Source organism: Gorillibacterium timonense (assembly GCF_001457415.1).
In the GTDB taxonomy this organism is placed as follows: domain Bacteria; phylum Bacillota; class Bacilli; order Paenibacillales; family NBRC-103111; genus Gorillibacterium; species Gorillibacterium timonense.
The window spans coordinates 310522-329407 of the sequence record NZ_LN881723.1 but is presented as its reverse complement, the minus strand read 5'-3'; the positions used below and the strand labels follow the sequence as shown (position 1 = coordinate 329407).

At 53.5% G+C, this 18886-nt stretch carries 20 protein-coding genes and 1 pseudogene; 17 read left to right on the top strand and 4 right to left on the bottom strand.

Translation table 11 applies throughout. From position 1 onward, the window contains the following. The first annotated feature begins 50 nt into the window (after positions 1 to 50). On the top strand, positions 51 to 809 hold the full coding sequence (locus BN2684_RS09350; protein ID WP_058301906.1) for a HesA/MoeB/ThiF family protein: 759 nt from the start codon (positions 51 to 53) through the stop codon (positions 807 to 809). 99 nt (positions 810 to 908) lie between these two features. On the opposite strand, the gene BN2684_RS09345 is transcribed toward BN2684_RS09350, so the two are convergent. Further along, the gene (locus tag BN2684_RS09345; RefSeq protein ID WP_058301905.1) at positions 909 to 1157 is read right to left on the bottom strand and encodes a MoaD/ThiS family protein; all 249 of its coding nucleotides are present in this window, start codon (positions 1155 to 1157) and stop codon (positions 909 to 911) included. Between the two features lie 333 nt (positions 1158 to 1490). Between BN2684_RS09345 and nifB the strand changes: the two genes are divergently transcribed. Genes nifB through BN2684_RS09305 form a run of 8 tightly spaced genes read left to right on the top strand, consistent with a single transcriptional unit; the run spans position 1491 to position 10263 of the window. Then, positions 1491 to 2855 carry a nitrogenase cofactor biosynthesis protein NifB gene (nifB, locus tag BN2684_RS09340; RefSeq protein ID WP_058301904.1) on the top strand — a complete coding sequence of 455 codons (1365 nt, stop codon included), beginning with the start codon at positions 1491 to 1493 and terminating at the stop codon, positions 2853 to 2855. A 24-nt stretch (positions 2856 to 2879) separates the two neighbouring features. After that, positions 2880 to 3761 carry a nitrogenase iron protein gene (nifH, locus tag BN2684_RS09335; protein ID WP_187385764.1) on the top strand — a complete coding sequence of 294 codons (882 nt, stop codon included), beginning with the start codon at positions 2880 to 2882 and terminating at the stop codon, positions 3759 to 3761. Further along, entirely contained in the window at positions 3758 to 5203 is a 1446-nt protein-coding gene (gene nifD / locus BN2684_RS09330) for a nitrogenase molybdenum-iron protein alpha chain (protein WP_058301902.1), read from the top strand. Before nifH ends, nifD begins: the two co-directional genes overlap by 4 nt. A 13-nt stretch (positions 5204 to 5216) precedes the next feature. Further along, positions 5217 to 6752 (top strand): nitrogenase molybdenum-iron protein subunit beta, encoded by a 1536-nt coding sequence (gene nifK, locus BN2684_RS09325; RefSeq protein WP_058301901.1) that lies wholly within the window; start codon positions 5217 to 5219, stop codon positions 6750 to 6752. 43 nt (positions 6753 to 6795) lie between these two features. Beyond that, a complete protein-coding gene (nifE, locus tag BN2684_RS09320; RefSeq protein ID WP_058301900.1) occupies positions 6796 to 8178 on the top strand; it encodes a nitrogenase iron-molybdenum cofactor biosynthesis protein NifE in 1383 nt (460 codons plus the stop codon). Continuing rightward, positions 8162 to 9508 (top strand): nitrogenase iron-molybdenum cofactor biosynthesis protein NifN, encoded by a 1347-nt coding sequence (gene nifN / locus BN2684_RS09315; protein WP_058301899.1) that lies wholly within the window; start codon positions 8162 to 8164, stop codon positions 9506 to 9508. The genes nifE and nifN overlap by 17 nt, the downstream gene beginning before the upstream one ends. Then, a complete protein-coding gene (locus tag BN2684_RS09310) occupies positions 9505 to 9897 on the top strand; it encodes a NifB/NifX family molybdenum-iron cluster-binding protein (RefSeq protein ID WP_058301898.1) in 393 nt (130 codons plus the stop codon). The genes nifN and BN2684_RS09310 overlap by 4 nt, the downstream gene beginning before the upstream one ends. A gap of 54 nt (positions 9898 to 9951) precedes the next feature. After that, complete coding sequence (locus tag BN2684_RS09305; RefSeq protein ID WP_159065776.1) at positions 9952 to 10263, top strand: nitrogenase-stabilizing/protective protein NifW; 312 nt, start codon at positions 9952 to 9954, stop codon at positions 10261 to 10263. A 183-nt stretch (positions 10264 to 10446) separates the two neighbouring features. Here the strand turns inward: BN2684_RS09305 and BN2684_RS09300 are convergent, their stop codons facing one another. Next, positions 10447 to 11001, bottom strand: a complete 555-nt coding sequence (locus tag BN2684_RS09300) for a DUF1697 domain-containing protein (RefSeq protein WP_058301896.1) — start codon at positions 10999 to 11001, stop codon at positions 10447 to 10449. A gap of 316 nt (positions 11002 to 11317) precedes the next feature. On the opposite strand from BN2684_RS09300, the gene BN2684_RS25355 reads away from it, so the two are divergent. The 3 genes from BN2684_RS25355 to BN2684_RS09285 are packed head-to-tail and all read left to right on the top strand — an operon-like array spanning position 11318 to position 13151. After that, entirely contained in the window at positions 11318 to 11638 is a 321-nt protein-coding gene (locus tag BN2684_RS25355) for a nucleotidyltransferase domain-containing protein (RefSeq protein WP_392389005.1), read from the top strand. A 45-nt stretch (positions 11639 to 11683) separates the two neighbouring features. Continuing rightward, entirely contained in the window at positions 11684 to 12586 is a 903-nt protein-coding gene (locus BN2684_RS09290; protein ID WP_058301894.1) for a MerR family transcriptional regulator, read from the top strand. 13 nt (positions 12587 to 12599) lie between these two features. Next, a complete protein-coding gene (locus tag BN2684_RS09285) occupies positions 12600 to 13151 on the top strand; it encodes a GNAT family N-acetyltransferase (RefSeq protein WP_058301893.1) in 552 nt (183 codons plus the stop codon). 157 nt (positions 13152 to 13308) lie between these two features. Here BN2684_RS09285 and BN2684_RS09280 read toward each other — a convergent pair whose 3' ends face one another. Further along, positions 13309 to 15102 (bottom strand): putative bifunctional diguanylate cyclase/phosphodiesterase, encoded by a 1794-nt coding sequence (locus BN2684_RS09280; RefSeq protein ID WP_058301892.1) that lies wholly within the window; start codon positions 15100 to 15102, stop codon positions 13309 to 13311. A gap of 179 nt (positions 15103 to 15281) precedes the next feature. After that, positions 15282 to 16595 (bottom strand): annotated as a pseudogene (locus tag BN2684_RS09275) (FAD-dependent oxidoreductase); the annotation flags it as partial. 184 nt (positions 16596 to 16779) lie between these two features. On the opposite strand from BN2684_RS09275, the gene BN2684_RS09270 reads away from it, so the two are divergent. The 5 genes from BN2684_RS09270 to rpsU all read left to right on the top strand — a co-directional run bounded on the left by BN2684_RS09270 (position 16780) and on the right by rpsU (position 18877). Continuing rightward, complete coding sequence (locus BN2684_RS09270; protein WP_058301890.1) at positions 16780 to 17124, top strand: histidine triad nucleotide-binding protein; 345 nt, start codon at positions 16780 to 16782, stop codon at positions 17122 to 17124. 88 nt (positions 17125 to 17212) lie between these two features. Further along, positions 17213 to 17530 carry a GAF domain-containing protein gene (locus BN2684_RS25350; RefSeq protein ID WP_392389011.1) on the top strand — a complete coding sequence of 106 codons (318 nt, stop codon included), beginning with the start codon at positions 17213 to 17215 and terminating at the stop codon, positions 17528 to 17530. Then, positions 17457 to 17678, top strand: a complete 222-nt coding sequence (locus tag BN2684_RS09265) for a response regulator transcription factor (protein WP_262360907.1) — start codon at positions 17457 to 17459, stop codon at positions 17676 to 17678. The genes BN2684_RS25350 and BN2684_RS09265 overlap by 74 nt, the downstream gene beginning before the upstream one ends. Before the next feature lie 160 nt (positions 17679 to 17838). Continuing rightward, positions 17839 to 18174, top strand: a complete 336-nt coding sequence (locus BN2684_RS09260; RefSeq protein WP_159065775.1) for an MFS transporter — start codon at positions 17839 to 17841, stop codon at positions 18172 to 18174. Between the two features lie 529 nt (positions 18175 to 18703). Beyond that, entirely contained in the window at positions 18704 to 18877 is a 174-nt protein-coding gene (gene rpsU, locus BN2684_RS09255; RefSeq protein WP_005547957.1) for a 30S ribosomal protein S21, read from the top strand. Positions 18878 to 18886: the final 9 nt, after the last annotated feature.

The following is an 18886-nucleotide window of genomic DNA, read 5'->3' as shown; positions in this document are numbered from 1 at the left end:
ATATTGTAGCGGCATTTTAAGAAACTGTCACGATTAGGAGCGAGATACTCATGACAAATAACGAGATTCATGGACATGCAGATCCTCAAGCGGGGGCGGGAAGGTATTTTCGCCAGATGGATATGGTCGGAGTGGAAGGGCAGGCGAAGCTGCGGAACGCGACGGTGCTTGTTGCCGGAGTCGGCGGTCTTGGCGGAACGGCTGCCTTGTATTTGGCTGCGGCGGGTATTGGAAAGCTGATTCTGGTTCATGAAGGGGTGACGGTGCTTCCCGATTTGAATCGTCAAATCCTCATGTCGACGGACGGCATCGGCCGGACGCGGGTCGATCAGGCAACGGAAAGTCTATCCAAGCTGAATCCTGATGTGGAGATCGAGGTCTGGAACGGCAAGGTCGAACCTGAAGCGGTGCGCCCGCTTGTCCGTAAGGCGGATCTAGTCATCGACGCCCGCTACGACTTTCCGGAACGATACGAGCTGAACCGCCTTTGCTTGGCGGAAGGAAAGCCGATGATAGAGGCTGCCATGTATGGCTATGAAATCTCAATGACAACCGTTGTGCCGGGGGAGACGCCTTGCTTGGAATGCTTGTATCCAGAATCGCCAAAGGTGTGGGAGCCGCTCGGATTTCCTGTGCTGGGGGCCGTGTCGGGGATGGCTGGCTGCATGGCGTCGCTCGAAGCGATCAAATGGCTGCTCGGCAAACCTGGGCTTGCCGGCAAGCTAATGAGATTCGATTCCTTAACCTTCCAATCGGTTGAAATCGATGTGGCGCAGGCTCCTCGCTGCGAATTATGCGGTTCTCTCTGAGAATGGCTTTCTCTCGATAGCGGGTGTGGCGAAAAAGGCTGCTCAAAGCCGGAGATGCTCCGGTTTTGAGCAGCCTTTTTGCACAAGATGAAAGCAGCTTCAACCGCCTGATAGCGGCGGGATGAGGGAAATCTCATCACCATCCCGGAGGAGCTGGTCGTCCGGGGCGAATGTGCGGTTGACGGAGGTGAGCGATTGGCGGACCCAACGGTCGGCTCCCGGATGGCGGCGAACCAACTCCGCCTTCAAGTCCTGGACGGTGAGGCCGCTCTCGGGCAAGTCCATCGCGAGCGGGGTTTCGCCAATTTCGTCTGCTAGACCGGCGAATAAGTGGATGCGGATCGGCATGGTTTCCTCCTTTTTCAAGCGGGGATTCATCCACATTATAGATCGATTTGGCGTTTTGGCAAGCGGGAAGTGAAGATCGATTCAATTATGAGAACGATTATCAAGGAATCGATCGTTTTGTATGCGCTTTAAAAATGATTGAAAGCGAATACATGTTATATGTATGTTAGAATATATGACATATAATGCGACGAAATTGTTAAAGCGTGTTTGTAAGCGTTACATATCATTGACGTTTTTTCCACGAAATCTGTACTATGTAGACAATTCCACAACGAGCTTCAACACGAAGGTGAAATAACCTGACATGCGAGAGAAAGGAACGGTGAACCCATGGAACCCCGATCGATCCGCCACCCTTGCTACAGCGAAGACGCCCATTATTATTTTGCCCGGATGCATCTGGCCGTGGCTCCCGCATGCAACATCCACTGCAAATACTGCAACCGCAAATACGACTGCGTCAGTGAAAGCCGTCCCGGTGTGGTCAGTCAGGTTTTAAAGCCTTCCGAAGCGTACCGCAAGGTTCAAGAAACGATCAGCACTCTGCCACAGCTTTCGGTGGTTGGAATCGCCGGCCCCGGCGATCCGCTTGCCAATCCCCGGCAAACCTTCGAAACCTTTTCGCTGATCAAAGAGACATGGCCGGAACTTGAGCTCTGCCTCAGCACCAACGGTCTCAAGCTCGCCGATCATATCGAAGACTTGGAGCGCCTTGGAATCGGCCATGTCACCGTAACGGTGAATGCGGTCGATCCCGATATCGCAGCCGAAATCTACGACCGGGTTCACTGGCGGGGCAAAACCTACCGGGGCAAGGAAGCGGCCGAGATTCTCCTGGAGAGACAGGCGGCGGGGATCGAAGAGTTGAGGAAGAAAGACATCCTATGCAAAATCAATTCCGTGCTCATACCGGGCGTGAACGACAGCCATCTTCTGAAGGTGGCGGAAACGGTTAGCGCCTGGGGAGCCTTTACTCACAATATCATGCCGCTCATTATCAGTCCCGGCAGCCCTTACGAACGGGAAGGCCGCGTAGGACCGAGCGGATCCGAAACGCTGAAGATTCAAGAAGCTTGTTCCGCTGTTATGCCGGTCATGCGGCATTGCCGGCAGTGTCGAGCCGATGCGATCGGGTTTCTGGGGGGAGATACCGCATCCGCAGGAACGCAAGACACGCTGGCCATCCGTAGAACATATCCACCTGAAGAGAGGGAGGCGATTCAGCTCGAACTGGAGAAGCAGATGCTCGCTAAGCAGGAGCAGCGGACGCTGAGGTCAGGCGCATGCGGAGGAGGTTCTTCCAAGCGCCAGCCCGGCTCCGTGAAGGTCGCAGTCGCAACGCGTGGCAATGGGAAAATCAACCTGCACTTCGGCCATGCAAAGGAATTTCTCGTCTATGAGGTGGAGGAAACGGGTCCTCGGCTGCTCGGGGTCCGGAAGGTTCAGGCTTATTGCAACGGTACCGCGGATTGCGCGGATCCCGCAGGCAAAGGGAGGATTTTGGAGGAAACTGTCGCCATGCTGTCCGATTGCGACATCCTGCTCTCCTCCGGCATCGGCGAGAATCCATCCCGACTATTCCGGGAAGCTGGAATCGCACCGATCGTAAAGAAGGGCGAGATCGAAAAGGAACTGATGGAAGCAGCTCGATTTTACCGCTACTTGGGCACATCGGCGTTCGTCGCCAAACCTTAAAACAAATCTGGGAGGTTGAGTTTCATGGGAAAGCTTCGTCAAATCGCATTTTACGGTAAAGGCGGCATCGGCAAATCCACGACTTCACAAAACACGCTGGCACAGCTCGCATCGAAATTCGGTCAAAAGATCATGATCGTCGGCTGCGACCCGAAAGCGGACTCCACCCGGTTGATCTTGAACACGAAAGCTCAGCAAACCGTGCTTCATCTGGCCGCCGAACGCGGTACGGTCGAAGACCTGGAGCTCGAGGATGTCGTAAGCGAAGGCTTTGGCGGAATCCAATGCGTGGAATCCGGCGGTCCGGAACCGGGCGTTGGCTGCGCAGGACGCGGCATCATCACCTCGATCAACTTTCTGGAAGAGCAAGGGGCTTATGACGGACTCGACTTTGTATCCTATGACGTTCTGGGTGACGTTGTTTGCGGCGGATTCGCCATGCCGATCCGCGAGAACAAAGCGCAGGAGATCTACATCGTCTGTTCCGGCGAAATGATGGCGATGTATGCGGCGAACAACATTGCCCGAGGGATTCTGAAATACGCGAACACCGGCGGCGTCCGTCTGGGCGGCTTGATCTGCAACAGCCGGAACACCGACCGCGAGGATGAGCTGATCATGGAGCTTGCCCGCCGTCTGAACACCCAAATGATCCATTTCGTCCCCCGCAACAATGTCGTTCAGCACGCCGAGCTCCGCCGTATGACCGTTGCTCAATACTTCCCGGATCACCCGCAGGCCAAGGAATATGAAACACTTGCCGACAAGATCCTGCATAACGACATGATGACGATTCCGACTCCGATCGAAATGGAAGAGCTGGAAGAGCTTCTTATGGAATTCGGTATCATTGAAGACGACGAAACGGCAATCAAGCGGCTGGAGGCGAAGGAGGCTAGAGCATGAGCACAACCGAGAAGCGTTTACCTGTAGAAAAGGGCGAAGCTCTCATCCAGGAGCTGCTAGAGGCTTATCCCGAGAAAACCCGGAAGCTGCGAGCCAAGCATTTTGAAGTGGCTACCGAAGAAAACATCGAAAGCAGCAAATGCTCGGTGAAATCCAATATCAAATCCCGCCCCGGTGTCATGACGGTTCGCGGCTGCGCTTATGCCGGTTCCAAGGGGGTTGTCTGGGGCCCGATCAAGGACATGGTGCACATCAGCCACGGTCCGGTCGGCTGCGGGCAGTACAGCTGGGGAACCCGACGCAACTATCAGAATGGCGTGCTTGGCGTGGATGCCTTCGGGGCTATGCAGATCACGAGCGATTACCAGGAGAAGGACATCGTCTTCGGCGGTGACAAGAAGCTGGAGCAGATCTGCCGGGAGATTACCGCCATGTTCCCGCTTGCGAAGGGCATCTCGGTTCAATCCGAATGCCCGGTCGGCCTCATCGGCGACGACATTGAAGCCGTCGGCAAGAAGATGACCAAGGAGCTGTCGATGCCGGTCGTACCGGTCCGCTGCGAAGGCTTTCGCGGCGTCAGCCAGTCGCTCGGTCACCATATCGCCAACGACGCCATCCGCGATCATGTCATGGGCAAGGGAACGCTCGAAGATACGACGCCTTATGACGTCTGCATCATCGGAGACTACAACATCGGCGGCGATGCCTGGGCATCACGAATCCTGTTGGAAAAGATCGGGCTGCGCGTCATCGCTCAATGGACCGGAGACGGGACACTGAACGAAGTCAGCATCGCTCACCATTCCAAGCTCAATCTCATCCACTGCTACCGTTCGATGAACTACATCTGTACCACGATGGAAGAGCAGTATGGCATTCCGTGGATGGAATACAACTTCTTCGGTCCGTCCAAGACGTATGAAAGCTTGCGCAAGATTGCCGCTCACTTTGATTCGACGATCCAGGAGAACGCCGAACGCGTCATCGCCGAGTACAAGGCGGAGATGGACGCCGTCATCGCCAAATACCGTCCGCGGCTCGAGGGCAAGAAGGTCATGCTCCTGATCGGTGGACTCCGTTCCGGCCATACCATCGGCGCGTATGAGGATCTCGGCATGGATGTAGTCGCTACCGGATTCGAATTCGCCCACAAGGAAGAGTACACGCGCACGATCAAGGATCTTGAGAATGGAACGATCCTGTATGACGACCCTGCCGCCTTCGACCTTGAATTCCTCGCGAAGCGGCTCGATATCGACCTCATGGGCTCCGGGGTCAAGGAAAAGTATGTCTATCACAAGATGGGCATTCCGTTCCGGCAAATGCATTCCTGGGATTACAGCGGTCCTTATCACGGCTTCGACGGGTTTAAGGTATTTGCCCGCGACATGGATATGGCCATCAACAGCCCGGTATGGGGCCTGATGAAAAAAACGGTATAAAGGGGGGCTTCCGATGTCCGATTCATTCGTAACACGCGACCATAATACATTGTTCTCCACGGGAGATTATCTGGAGCAGGCCGAACGGAAACGGCAGTTCGAAAACCCCTGCTCGCTGCAAGAGGTGGAGAGCACTCTGGCTTACACCAAGACGAAGGAGTATGCGGAGAAAAACTTTGCGCGAGAAGCGCTGGTGATCAACCCGGCTAAAGCTTGCCAGCCTTTGGGAGCGGTGCTTGCTTCTCTTGGCTTCGCCAAGACTCTGCCTTTCGTTCAAGGCTCTCAGGGCTGCGTCGCCTACTTCCGCAGCCACTTGTCCCGCCATTTCAAGGAGCCGGTTCCGGCCGTCTCCTCCTCGATGACAGAGGACGCTGCCGTCTTCGGCGGAATGAACAATTTAATAGAAGGACTTCGCAACGCAACCGCGCTCTACAAGCCGGAAATGATCGCCATGAGCACCACCTGCATGGCCGAAGTCATCGGCGACGACCTGAGCTCGTTTATCGGAAACGCCCGCAACCAGGGAGCGATACCGGAAGATTTCCCGGTCGCCTTCGCCAACACTCCGAGCTTTGTCGGGTCGCATATCACGGGCTATGACGCGATGATGAGATCGATGCTGACCTATCTCTCCGAACGCGGTGGAGCGGATCCGACCGAAGCGCCTGCCCGAGAGGGAGCTGTTAACGTCGTGATGGGCTTCGACACCTACACCGGAGATTTTGCAGAAATCAAGCGGCTCTTCTCTCTGCTTGGGGCCGAGCTGACCGTTCTGGGAGATTACAGCGACAACCTGGATTCTCCGGCAGATGGAGAATATCACTACTATTATGGAGGAACAACGCCGGAGGAAGTGGCCGCGGCTCCCGGAGCAGCTGGTACGCTCTTCCTGCAGAAGTACTCCACCAAGAAAACCGCAGCGATGGTCCAAGACAAATGGAAGAAGGAAACCGTCGCTCTCTATTCGCCCATCGGAGTCGGCGCTACCGACAAGCTGCTGGCAGAGGCGAGCCGGATCACGGGCAAACCCATCCCGGAAGTGCTTGTAAAAGAGCGCGGACGCGTTGTGGATGCCTATGCGGATTCCCATCCTTACCTGCATGGTCGCCGCGTGGCGATGGCGGGAGATCCTGACTTCCTGCTGGGGCTCATCTCCTTCTGTCTGGAAGTCGGCCTAGAGCCGGTTCATATCGTCTGCACAAACGGCGACAAGGAGTTCGAGGAGGAAGCGACCGAGCTGTTGAAATCTTCTCCTTACGGAATCGACGGCAAAGTGTACATCGGCAAGGATTTGTGGCATATGCGTTCGCTGCTCATCACCGATCCGGTTGACTTCGTCTATGGGAGCACCCATATGAAATATGCGGCAAAGGATTCGGATACGCCGCTCATCCGGGTCGGCTTCCCGATCTTCGACCGACATCATCTTCACCGGTATCCGATTATCGGCTACCAAGGTGCGCTTAATCTGCTGACCCTTACGGTCAACTCCGTATTGGAAAAGCTCGACGAGGAATCACCGGGGTATAACTTCGATCTCGTCCGGTAAAAGAACGGAACCGGACAAGCGGACGCGAAAGGAGGGCGGCAGGATGAAAGGGAGCCGGAACGAATGGAATCAGGAGCCGGCTTGCGAGCACAGCAAGCCGGAGAAGAAGGGATGTGCCCGGCCGAAGCCGGGCGAGGCGGCAGGCGGCTGCGCTTTCGATGGCGCCCAGATCACCCTATTGCCCATCGCGGACGCCGCGCATCTGATTCACGGTCCGATTGGATGCCTCGGGAACAGTTGGGAAAGCCGGGGGAGTCTCTCCTCCGGCCCCGATCTGTCCCGCTTCGGATTTACGACCGATCTCAGCGAGCAGGACATCGTGATGGGCGGCGAACAGAAGCTGAAGGGAGCCATTTCAGACATCGCCGTCCGTTACCATCCGCCGGCGATCTTTGTATATTCCACCTGCGTGACGGCGCTGACCGGAGAGGACATGGACCGCGCCTGCCAGGAAGCGGAGAAGGAATATCACATCCCCGTTATCCCGGTGCACAGTCCGGGTTTTGCCGGAAGCAAAAACTGGGGAAACCGGCTCGCGGGAGAAGCATTGTTCGATCATGTCATCTCGAAGGGGAATGGAACTCCCCTGGATCCGGAGGAAATCTCGCAACCGCTCGTTAACCTGATCGGCGAGTACAACATCGCCGGAGAGCAATGGGATATCGAAGAGCTGTTGAACAAAGCTGGCATCCACATCCTCTCCCGCATCACCGGAGATGGGCGCTTCCGGGACATCGGGAAGGCGCGTCATGCGAACGCCAATATGGTGGTCTGCAGCCGAGCGCTCGTCACCTTAGCGAGAAGAATGGAAGAAACGTATCAAATCCCTTATTTCGAAGGGTCCTTTTACGGCGCACGGGAAACGGGGTTTTCCTTGCGTCAATTGGCGTTTCTTATCGGTGACAACGAGATCGACCGCAAGGTGAGCCGTTTGATCCGCTCCGAGGAGGAAGCCCTGACGCATGATCTTCTCCCCCTCCGCAAAAAGCTGCGCGGCAAAAAAGCGGTGCTATACACCGGAGGAGTGAAGAGCTGGTCCATGATCACCGCTCTTCAGGAGCTGGGCATCCAAGTGGTGGGCGTCGGAACGAACAAAAGCACCGACGAGGATATCTCCCGGATCAAAGAGCGCGTGGGCATGGATGCCGACTTGATTCCAGAGGGCGGAGCCGCTCGCATCTTGAAGACGGTTAGGGAGCGTAAGGCCGATCTCATGATCGCAGGCGGACGAAATCTCTATGTCTCGATGAAGGAGCAGATTCCCTTTCTCGACATTAACCAGGAACGGCATAAAGCGTATGCGGGCTATGTCGGTATGCGCAGGCTAGCGGCTGATCTGGTCGCTGCATTGGAGCATCCGGTTTGGAATCTCGTGCGCAGACCGGCGCCGTGGGAAGGAGCGAGGGCGAATGGAACCGACCGCTGATGCTGCAAGCTATGCCGGCAATGCCAACCCTGCGGGCGGAGTCAAACGCCTTTCCGTCAATCCGCTCAAAATCAGCCAGACGGTCGGAGGAACGCTCGCGCTTCAGGGAGTCTATCACGCGATGCCGATTCTGCATGGCGCTCAAGGCTGCGCTGCATTCACGAAAGCACTCATGACCCGACACTATCGCGAGCCTGTCGCTCTGCAGACGAGCGCTCTGCAGGAGTTCAACGTCATTTTCGGTGGGGAAGCCAGCCTATTCGAAGCTCTTGACACAATACGAGCCAAACACAATCCGGATGTTACCGTCGTTCTCAGTACCGCCCTCACCGATGTATCGGGAGAAGACATTCGCGGCGAATTGAACCTGTACCGCAAAAGGCACGACATGGGCGGAAAGCTGCTCAGCTGCGCGATGCTGCCCGATTTTCAAGGCTCCTTGGAAAGCGGCTATGCCCGTACGATCGAAGCTCTGCTTGAGGATGTGTTGACCGGAGCGAATCATCCCAAGAAAAAAATCCGCAACCGGGTGAACCTGCTTCCCGGCGCTCATCTCACTCCCGGCGACGTGATGGAGCTGAAGGAGATCATCTCGAGCTTTGGGCTTGAGGTGATTGCCCTTCCCGATATTTCCACATCGCTAGCCGGTCATCTGCTGACAGGTCACACGCCTCTGTCTCGGGGAGGAGTGCCGCTGGATCTGTTGAAGCAAGCAGCCGCTTCGGAGTGGACGATCGCGGTGGGGCAGAGCATGGAAGGAGCGGCGAAGCTGCTCGAAAAACATGCGGAAATCCCTTATAAGCTCTTTAAAGGTGTCACCGGTCTGGATGCGACGGACGATTTCTTCGCTTTCCTGCAAAGGATCGGCTCGGAGCCGGTGTCCGTCAAATACCGCTGGCAGCGGGAATTCCTGATGGATGCGATGTTGGATGCACACTTTGTGTATGGAGGCAAAAAGATTGCCCTGGCTTTAGAAGCGGATCATCTTGGTGTGCTTGAAGGATGGTTCCGCGAAATGGGAGCGCGGCCGGACATTCGGGTCGCGGCAGCTCGCCCCCATTCAGGCGGCAAGCTGTCTCCCGGTACGCTAATCGGGGACCTTGGCGATCTGGAGGACCTTTCTGCGGACGGTGTTGATCTGTGGGTGAGCAATTCCCATGGCGAGCAAGGCGCGCACCGTCTGGGAGTTCCCTTCGTTCCCTGTGGATTTCCCATCTTCGACCGGTTTGGCGCCGGTTTGACCGTGTCGGTCGGGTACCGGGGAACGACGGAGTGGATGAATCAGATCGGGAATCAGCTGTTAGCGGCGGAAAGGAGGAATCATGCATGAAAGTCGCTTTTGCCTCGATGGATGGGAAAACGGTGGATGCCCATTTTGGCCACTGCGAGCGGTTCACGATCCTTCACATCGATGAGTCGGGCTATCATTACTTGGAAAGTCGGGACGTGGCGCATGTGACCGATGAAGGAGAAGTCGACAAGATCGAGAATCGAGTGGCGGCGGTAGCAGATTGTACTCTGCTGTTCATTAGTCAGATCGGTCCGGCGGCTGCGGCCCGCGTGACGCGTAAAGGAGTTATGCCCGTGAAGGTGGCGCTCGGCACACGCGTATCGGAGCAGCTGGAGCAGCTGCTTGAGAAGTTGAAGAACAACCCGCCGCTTTGGCTGGTCAAGGCGATGAGGCAAGCAGAGCAAGCGGAAGAGCGAAACGCGCTCTAGTATGCGAAAAACGTAAGCGTACGGATAGGATCGGACAGCGGAATGGAGGGGTTCATGATGGAAGGGGAAACGAAGGTGGAAGGCGATCTGGATCGACTGGAGGACTTCCTGATCGAATGGAACGTCACTGTCGATCCCGCTGTTCTTGAACAGAAGCGGCTGCGCATTCTGCGCAAGTTCCGCTATCATCTCTCTCGGAAACAGCTGGAGCCAAAGCTCGGCATGGAGCCGAAGTCGCCTGAATGGGAAGCCGTCCGGTTGTGCTTGCGATTGGCGGTCTATGACGCGACTCTGCCTCCTATGTTTCAGGAGCCGCTGGCTTGTGCTCCTTCCGCCTGCAGCGCCTGTCATGAGAGCTGCGGCTAACGGGACGGCAGCCCACGGATAGAGGACTTGGACGCTCGCGAACGACGAACGTACCATCAAAAAAGCGGAGTGTGGAATTGTCCACACTCCGCTTTTTGCGATTGAAGAGCAGGGTAATTTCCACCTATGCTTGCTTGCATAGTAAGCCGCTTGAGATAACTGCGATCATGTGATGTTGCATGGTTATAGATTCGTCAGCATATCATACAACTTCTTTACGGTTTTCCAGTTACGTACGGTAGCGGAGTCGAACTCTTTTGAGGCTCGAACGGCAAGCTTTGAGTTTCGGATACTTGGATGGCAAAGAAAATAGATCTCTTTTTTTCCTGCTCGTAGTTGATCTGGGCCTGTATACGCCTTGCGGATTTCATCCGTCTGGATCTGGCTTGGTGCTTCCTCTAAAAAGTAGACGTAGAGGTGCTCGACTTGTGGGTCCGCTGCTACTGCTTCCGACAATTCCGTGTCCGTGAATGGAAGCTGCTCAATGAGAACTTGTAATTCATCTGCGCTACGTACCAGTACGTTGCTTTCAAAGCCAAAGCTCTCCACGAACGCAGCCTCTATCTTTTTAAGCAAGGTCTCTTCGTCAAGAGTCGTTTCAAAAACGACGTTGCCGCTTTGAATATAGGTTTTCACATTCTGTAGCCCTAAGGCTGTCAGGACTCGTATCAAATCTGCCATCTTGACGATATTTTTCCCGCCGACATTGATTCCTCTGAACAGAGCGACGACCTTCATTTTCTATCCCCTATTCTTCTGATATATTTTCACGACTCGTTCCATGATTTCATTTGCCGGATTCGTAGCAAAGTCCTGATCCTGTTCCAATAAGCGGGGAATGGCTCTGATTTGAACATCAAAGATTGCTTCCGCACCTGATTCGGTTGCTTTTTCAAGGGTTATCTTCCTGCGTTACGTCTTTCCAGATATGATAATCTCATAGTTCTCAGCAAAAAACCACAGCAGTCAGAGCGGCGTTGGAGTTGATCATTTAGAGGGTTACTAGAAAATATGGACAACAATTATATACTATGGAATTATCGAACGGGGAAGGGTGGTTGGATTGATAGCAAATTTCGCCTTCATACACGAGTTTCTTGATCAGGATTTAGCGACTCGAAGTGAGGTTGAGACCGTTATCCTTTGCGGATCTTATGCATCGGGGAAAGCTACAAAGCACAGTGATGTTGACCTGTGTTATATCGGTCAATTCGAATCATTTCAAAGAGAAAGCATCCTTCATCATGGCCGCGAGTTCCAGTTGATGATAGCGCCTTGGTCTTGGTATGAACATGTTGTCTCCGAGTACGAGCGCAAAGGAAACCTTATCACAATTACCGTTATGCTCGCTACAGGTAAGTGTTTAGCCGCTTGACCGTGCCCTTGCGGAATGCTTTATGATGTAGCCAGAGGTGAGAACATGCGATATACAATCGGTCAGTTTGCAGGCTTGCATCATGTATCCAAAAAGACGCTACGATACTACAAAGACATCGGTCTGCTTGAACCTGCTGGCATTGATCCGATCAACGGGTATGCCTTTTATGAAGACGAGCAGCATGAGCGCATGCAGCGCTTGCAGTACCTTCGCAGACTTCGTTTCACGCTTGAGGAAATCCGTAAACTTTTGCAAGCCGAACCAGAGTCGTGGGTCAGTTTTGTTCAAACCCAACTAGCGGTCGTTCGATCGGAGAGGCGTCTCTTGGACAGCATCGAGCAAGAGCTTCTCGCTTTACAAACACGAATTCGGCAAGGAATCGACCGGTATCAACCTATGATAATGACAACGGAGTATCAAGTTGACACATTCAACCTCCAAGAGCCGCTTTGGGTAATCGGCCGTGCGGAACGCGTTCCTTTCGCCGACGAGGAGAAAAAACAGCCTATGATCGACCATTTGATCGGCCAATTCTATGGAAATGACGAGCCCTGTTTGATTCCTGACCCGGCGACGCCTGCCGCAAGCTTCGGTCTTGTGTATGAATGCGAGAAGGACATGAGCATGGGCACTTACATGATGGGTGTGCAAGTTTCTTGTCTGCATGAGATTCCCGAAGGGATGCGCAGCTTCACCCTGCCTTCCGGACGATACGCACGTGTCTCTTTCCACGCGAGCGACCGGGAGACGCTCACCAGCTCGGCATTGGCAGGTGCTTACTCCCATCTATACGACAAATGGCTGCCAAACTCGCCTTATGCCATGACGGAAATGCTGGCTGCGGAGTATTATTTGGAGGACCGAATGGAAGCGCCCTTCAATCCGGGGATGGAGCTTTGGCAGTTGGTAGTGGAAAGAGAAGCGGGAGTATCGCCAATTAAATAGGAAGGGAATTCTTATGAGTATGCCTGTAAATCAATATTTCAAGAGCGAAAGGCTGCTTTACCGGCCCCTTCAGATGGAGGATGTTCATCCGTATGTGAAGATGTGCAATGAAGCTTCCCGTAGGCGATGGTTTTACTTTCAAGAACCCCATTGTTTAACGGAAGCGTTTTGGATTCGTGGAATGGAGAATAATATCGCCACATGGTCGCGAAGGGTAAATGTGCTCAAAGATGATTGCGGCTTGGCCATTGTACGAAAAGAGGACAGAGCGCTAATTGGTCTTGTGGGGATCAGCAAGTTCCACGGACCGGAAGAAGAGCTTGCGGATGTGGAGATCGGATATCACATCGGTGAAGCCTACCAAGGCAACGGATACGGGACGGAAGCGGCTATAGCAGCGGTCGAATGGGGATTAGCCGAACTGCGAGAATTTGGAGCGGTACCGAAAATCGTCGGAAAGGCGGAGCATGAGAATAAGTCTTCACGCCGAGTGCTGGAAAAAGCCGGTTTCACGTTCGTTCATGAGGAACCGTACTTAAGCGTTTACGAGCGAATAGGAGACTAGCTCCAATAAGAGAGATCCGATATCGTACGTACAAGAATATACAAGAATGGGGCTGCTCGGAGGAGTCGGCCCCATTCTTTTTCGCACCTTCAAGATGAATTGCTTTCCGATCAAAAGCTCGTCGAGTTGAACTCATGCTTAACTTGCGCGGCGTGCCCTACGCATAGTCAACAGCGGTGTTTTTGGACACCCAGGCTTCCAGCTGTGCAGGAGTCATGGGTTGGCCAATGTAGAACCCTTGAATCTCGTTGCAGCCGAGCTTTTTCAAAAACTCATATTGCTCAGGGGTCTCGACCCCTTCGGCGGTCACTTGCAGCTTTAAGGTTTGCGCCATTGCGATGATCGCGTGAACGATGGCCGCGTCGTCCGGCTCATGCTCAATCCCTTTTATGAAGGAACGGTCGATCTTGATGACATCAATCGGGAATTTCTTCAAATAGCTGAGGGAGGAATAGCCGGTTCCAAAGTCGTCGATCGCGATGCGCAATTCCATTTCCTTCAATACGCGCATCATCAACGTGGCAAAATGGACGTCCTGCATCGCCGCGGTTTCGGTGATCTCCAACTCAAGCCATTCGGAGCCGAGGCCGTATTCACCCAGGACGGTGGCAATGGTTTCCGGCAGATCGGTTTGACGGAATTGGCGGGCAGAGAGGTTCACGCTCATCTGAAAGTCGCTTAATCCGCTTTCTACCCACTGGCGGCGTTGGCTGCAGGCAAGCCGCAGCACCTTTTCGCCGAGCGGGACGATGAGACCGGTATCCTCTGCAAGCGGGATAAACTCGGAGGGGGGCAGGAGGCCGAACTCGGGATGGTTCCACCGAACGAGTGCTTCGACGCACACCAATTCTCCGGTCATGGGACTCAGCCGAGGTTGATAGAGCAGGATGAATTCGTCCCGCTCCAGAGCGTGGCGCATCATGGTCTCCATCTTCAGCCTGCGATGTCCCTTAGAATCGATGACAGGGGAATAGAATTGATAGTTGTTGCGGCCCTGTTCCTTGGCGCGGTACATGGCGGTGTCCGCATTTTTCATCAATGCCTCTGGGTCGCCGCCGTCTTCTGGGAACACCGAGATCCCAATGCTCATGGTCACGAACACTTCCTGATGCCCGAGCGGGAACGACTGACGCATGACATGCAGGATCGCTTCGGCGATTTCGGCTGCCCGATCCGTATGCTTGATTTCGGGTAGCAGGATCGTAAACTCATCACCGCCCATCCGGGCGAACAAGGCGTCATCCGGAAGAACATTTTGAATACGCTCCGAGACGAGCGACAGCAGGCGATCTCCCATGCTGTGGCCCATCGTGTCATTGACATATTTGAATTGGTCCAAATCCAGAAACAACAAGCCGAGCTGCATGTTTTTGCCCTTCACGGCCTCCAGATAAGCGGCCAACTGCTCGATAAACATCGGGCGGTTGTACAATTCGGTTAGCGGATCGTGATAGGCAAGCCGCTGCAGCTTGTTCGTTCGGCTTCCTATAAAGAAGATAAAAGTCCCCATGGAGAGGACAACAGTAAACAGATCGAACAAGGGAAACGGCTGATTGCCAACCCAATAGAAGATCAGTAGCGCCACGAGGGAACAGCCGCTCATAAAGACTCCATACCGGATGCCGAGCTCGGCGGCGTAGATGAGGACAAAAGGGAGAACCAGCCAGGTTGGCTGCACCTCTCCGTTCCATTCGGGGAGAAGAAAGATCAAGGTCAGCACAATCGAATCCATAAGCAGATAGGCTCTGAACTGCTTGCTCCGGAAAGAACCGAGCAACCGGGTATTGCGATAAGAGTGCCAGACCAGATAAGCGGCCCAGCCGAACGAAAGAAGGATGACGGCCAGCAGCTTGGGCTCTCTATGGGAATGCTCGAATATGTAGACTCCCGTCAATAAGATCGGAATTAGAAAATGGCTGAGTGAGAACGATTTACCGCTTTTGAAACCCATAGGTACACCTCAAGGAAGGAATTAACATCGGTCTGATCCAGTATAACTTATTTTGATCTGCCATACTACAACCGACCGCGCTCGAATAACAGGATTCCTGCCCGGAAAAGAAAGTAGACCGCCTCTCCTCGAATGCATTCGAAGGAAGGCGGTCTGTATGATGGATGGTTCCAACCCGGTTAGCTGCTTAGAAGCATTGCCTCCTCCAAAAGCATCCGGGCAACCGTCCGGGCGCTGGAGAAGGATCGCTCGGCGAGCTCTCCCTTACCGACGCAGCCGTCTCCGCAGAAGAAAAACGGAACTTGCGGGATCCGTACGGGTAGCAACTCGTTGTCCGCCGTGTTCTTCACGCTGGTTACCATAGCTTTCTTGGACACGCGCTTCACCTTCACCGATTCCCTCCAGCCCGGATAATACCGGTCGAAGAGGGTCTCCATTTGGTTTTGCTTGGCGTCCAGGTAGTGGTCCAGCTCCTCCTCCCGTTCAAAATGTCCGGTCAGGTAGGCGATTCCTTGAAGCAATTGACCGCCTTCCGGCACCAGGGTCGGGTCGGTGGCGGATACGTCGCTGATGAACATCTTATTGTCCATATCGCTGATATACGTAAAAGGCCGGGCGACAATCTCGCGTAAGCCGACGTCGTATACCATAACCTCGGTTGGCGTATTATTCTCGTATTTGGCGAGATAAGGAGCCCACTCTGTAGGCGAGAGCAAGCGCAAGGTCTGTTGAAGAGGCGTAGCGAAAACAATGCGGTCGAAAACGGTTTCACCCTGTTTGCTTCTTACCCGATATCCGCCTTCCTCGGGGATGACTTCTTCCACGGGATCCTTAAGCCGAATTTCGAACGTCTCCGACTTCCGAATCTTCGCCTCCAGCTGCCCGGTGATCATCGCCCAGCTTCCGAGAATGTAGTTCACCGGACGACGCGACAGAAACAGGTTGTGATAATACTCGCTGATGACGGCACCGGACACTTTTCTTGCATCTTCCGGTGAAATGAAGAAGTTGGAGCAGACTAGATGCTCCCATAGCTCCTTGATCTCTTCGTCCGCCTTCGATTCTCGCAAATAATCTCCGAGTGTAGGGAAATGTTTGATCTTATGGATTTGGGCGATCACCGAGGTAATTTCTCCAACGAAACGAACCTTTTGCATGGCGGTAAGCAGATCTGTCTTCACCAGGTTGACAAAATCGAGCGGAGCTTCCGTCATCTTTCCGTTCTTTGTATACATGACCTTGCGCTTGTCAACTTCCTTGCTGTTGAATTCGAGCTTCAGCTCATTGGAGATGTCGGTCAGATCATGCCGGTCCACGCCATAGATGGCGTGTGCTCCGTAATTCAGGATAAAGCCGTTCTTCTCATAGGTGAACGCCCTTCCGCCCAAATGGGGGCTGCGCTCAAACAATACACCCTCGATGCTATCCGATTCCGAAAGATAGGCGGCAGCCGTGAGTCCGGCCAGCCCCCCTCCGATTACGGCAATCCTCATGTGGGGTGACCTCCTTTTTCTTCCTGACAAGGTTATTATACCGAGAGACCCAAAGTCCGTCTATCCGCAGACAAGGGCCTAAGCTTGCTATTTGGTTGGATAAGTCATACCATTCTTCTTGAAAAGGATGGAAGCTGTGCAGGATCAAAGCCCGTTCAGATGGGATCACTCGCGAGGAGGATTCATGTTGAAAGAATGCATCTTTTGCCAGATCATCGCCGGAGATACCCCTTGCCGCAAAGTTTATGAAGACGATGAGGTGCTGGTCTTTCATGATATTCAACCGGCAGCACCGGTTCATGCTCTCATCATTCCCAAGACGCATATTGCTTCCATGAACGATGTCGGCCGCGAACAGGAAGGAATCATAGCGGCGATTCATCGGGCTGCCCAGATCACCGCCATAGAGCTCGGAATTGCGGAAACGGGTTACCGCCTCGTCAACAATTGCGGCCCGGATGCGGGACAGGTCGTGCATCATCTGCACTACCATCTGCTCGGCGGGAAGAAGTTAGGAATGACGCAATGAATTCGCGAGCCGCTGCCAGAGGGAGGATCGTAAATGAGCGCAACAAATCCATTGATGTATCATCGATTTTGTTGCGGAACCCACCGTGATGCAGGAGCTGTTTGAGCAAGGAATCAAATTGGGCGTTTCCTTGAGCCGTTCAAGCTGTGGAACGACTGCTGTAGGATATGTTCTGGAGACAGGGGAATTGTCCGTTGTGAACACGGAGGAGCATGCATGGACCGCCTGCCATCCCTGGACTTGCATAGCGGCACCTGTGACGGTTGATGAGGAGCGCTTGGGAGTCGTCTGCATTATGCTGAAAATAGACGGCAAGATCAACCATTGCAAAATTGTTTTACAGCTTCTCAGCGATTCCAAGAGAAATCGAAGTGCTCTACCACATCAAGTCGGGGGTTGCCATTAACGAGCTGCCGGTGAAACTGCAGGTATCGACGAATACGATAAAGACCCATCTTCGGCATATTTACAGCAAGCTGGAAGTGAAGAGCATGCAAGAATGCTTGAATGTACTAGACGTAATGATCGAAGAGGCTTACGGCCTTAATGCTTAAGATAGATTTTCCGAGAAGGCTGCTGCTCTCAGGGTGATAGATGTCACCCTGTTTTTTGCGTTGGGGTGATTTTCTTCGTTAGATTTTGAAGTAGGATAGGGAAATAGCAAACGGCAATGATCCTATGAGCGAGCTGCTCATTGAAATGAGGTATGGCGATATGAAAGAGGAAGGAAGGGAGAAGCGAAGCGTTCTCTTGCTGGTGTTTCTGATCCCGTTTTTAATGGGACTAGGCATTGATTTGTATGCTCCCTCATTACCGATGCTAACCCAGCACTACCATAGCGATCCGGGATCGATTCGACTGACGATTGGCCTCTACATGCTGGGATATGGTCTGGGGCAAATTGGGCTGGGAATCGCATCGGACGGTTTCGGCAGAAGAAGGATCATGGTTGCAAGCTCCTTGTGCTATGCGTACGGCAAGCTCCTTGTTTGGGGCCTTGTCCGGGATTTTGGTTGCGCTGGTCACTTCCTTGGCCAGCGGGCTGCGTAAGGATGCGATGCTTGCCACATCGTTGATGGATTTGGGCATAATAGGAATCTCGCTGCTGTTGTTTTACCTGTGCCGCGGAGTGGAAATGAGGAAACGAAAGGAGCAGGGACGATCACTATGACAAGACCAAAGGATGAAAATTTGCCGTTGGATCAGATATAGGAACCGCCGCAGCAGCATGCTTCTCCTGTTTGCCGTGTTGATCCCATATCCCCGCGGCAGCTTTGCAACATAGCGTTATCAAAACAAGAATACAGCATCTTTTCATTAAATGGGGGACAAAGATCGATTATAACAAAAGATTACGCATGGGCTGCGACACCGATTTTTTCGTCGTTGCGGCATCAAACTCCCCCTTCCTTTCAACTTCGATCTATGCTCGAAAAACGGTAAGAAACTCCCTTACTTGCAGACGAACGAAAAGCTTCCTTCACAATGGTTGACACTAGGATTTCCTTTCCTCTATAATGTAGTTTGATAACCGTGTGTTATTCGTCTTGGACGGTCTGTTCGGAGGGAGGGAAATCTGGTGTCGGAAACAAAAGTACGCAAAAACGAAACCATTGATGCTGCTCTTCGGCGCTTCAAGCGCTCCATTGCGAAGGATGGCGTCTTGGCCGAAGTAAAAAAGCGCAAGCACTATGAGAAGCCTAGCGTCAAACGCAAGAAGAAGTCTGAGGCTGCCCGTAAGCGCAAGTTCTAGGAGGACTTA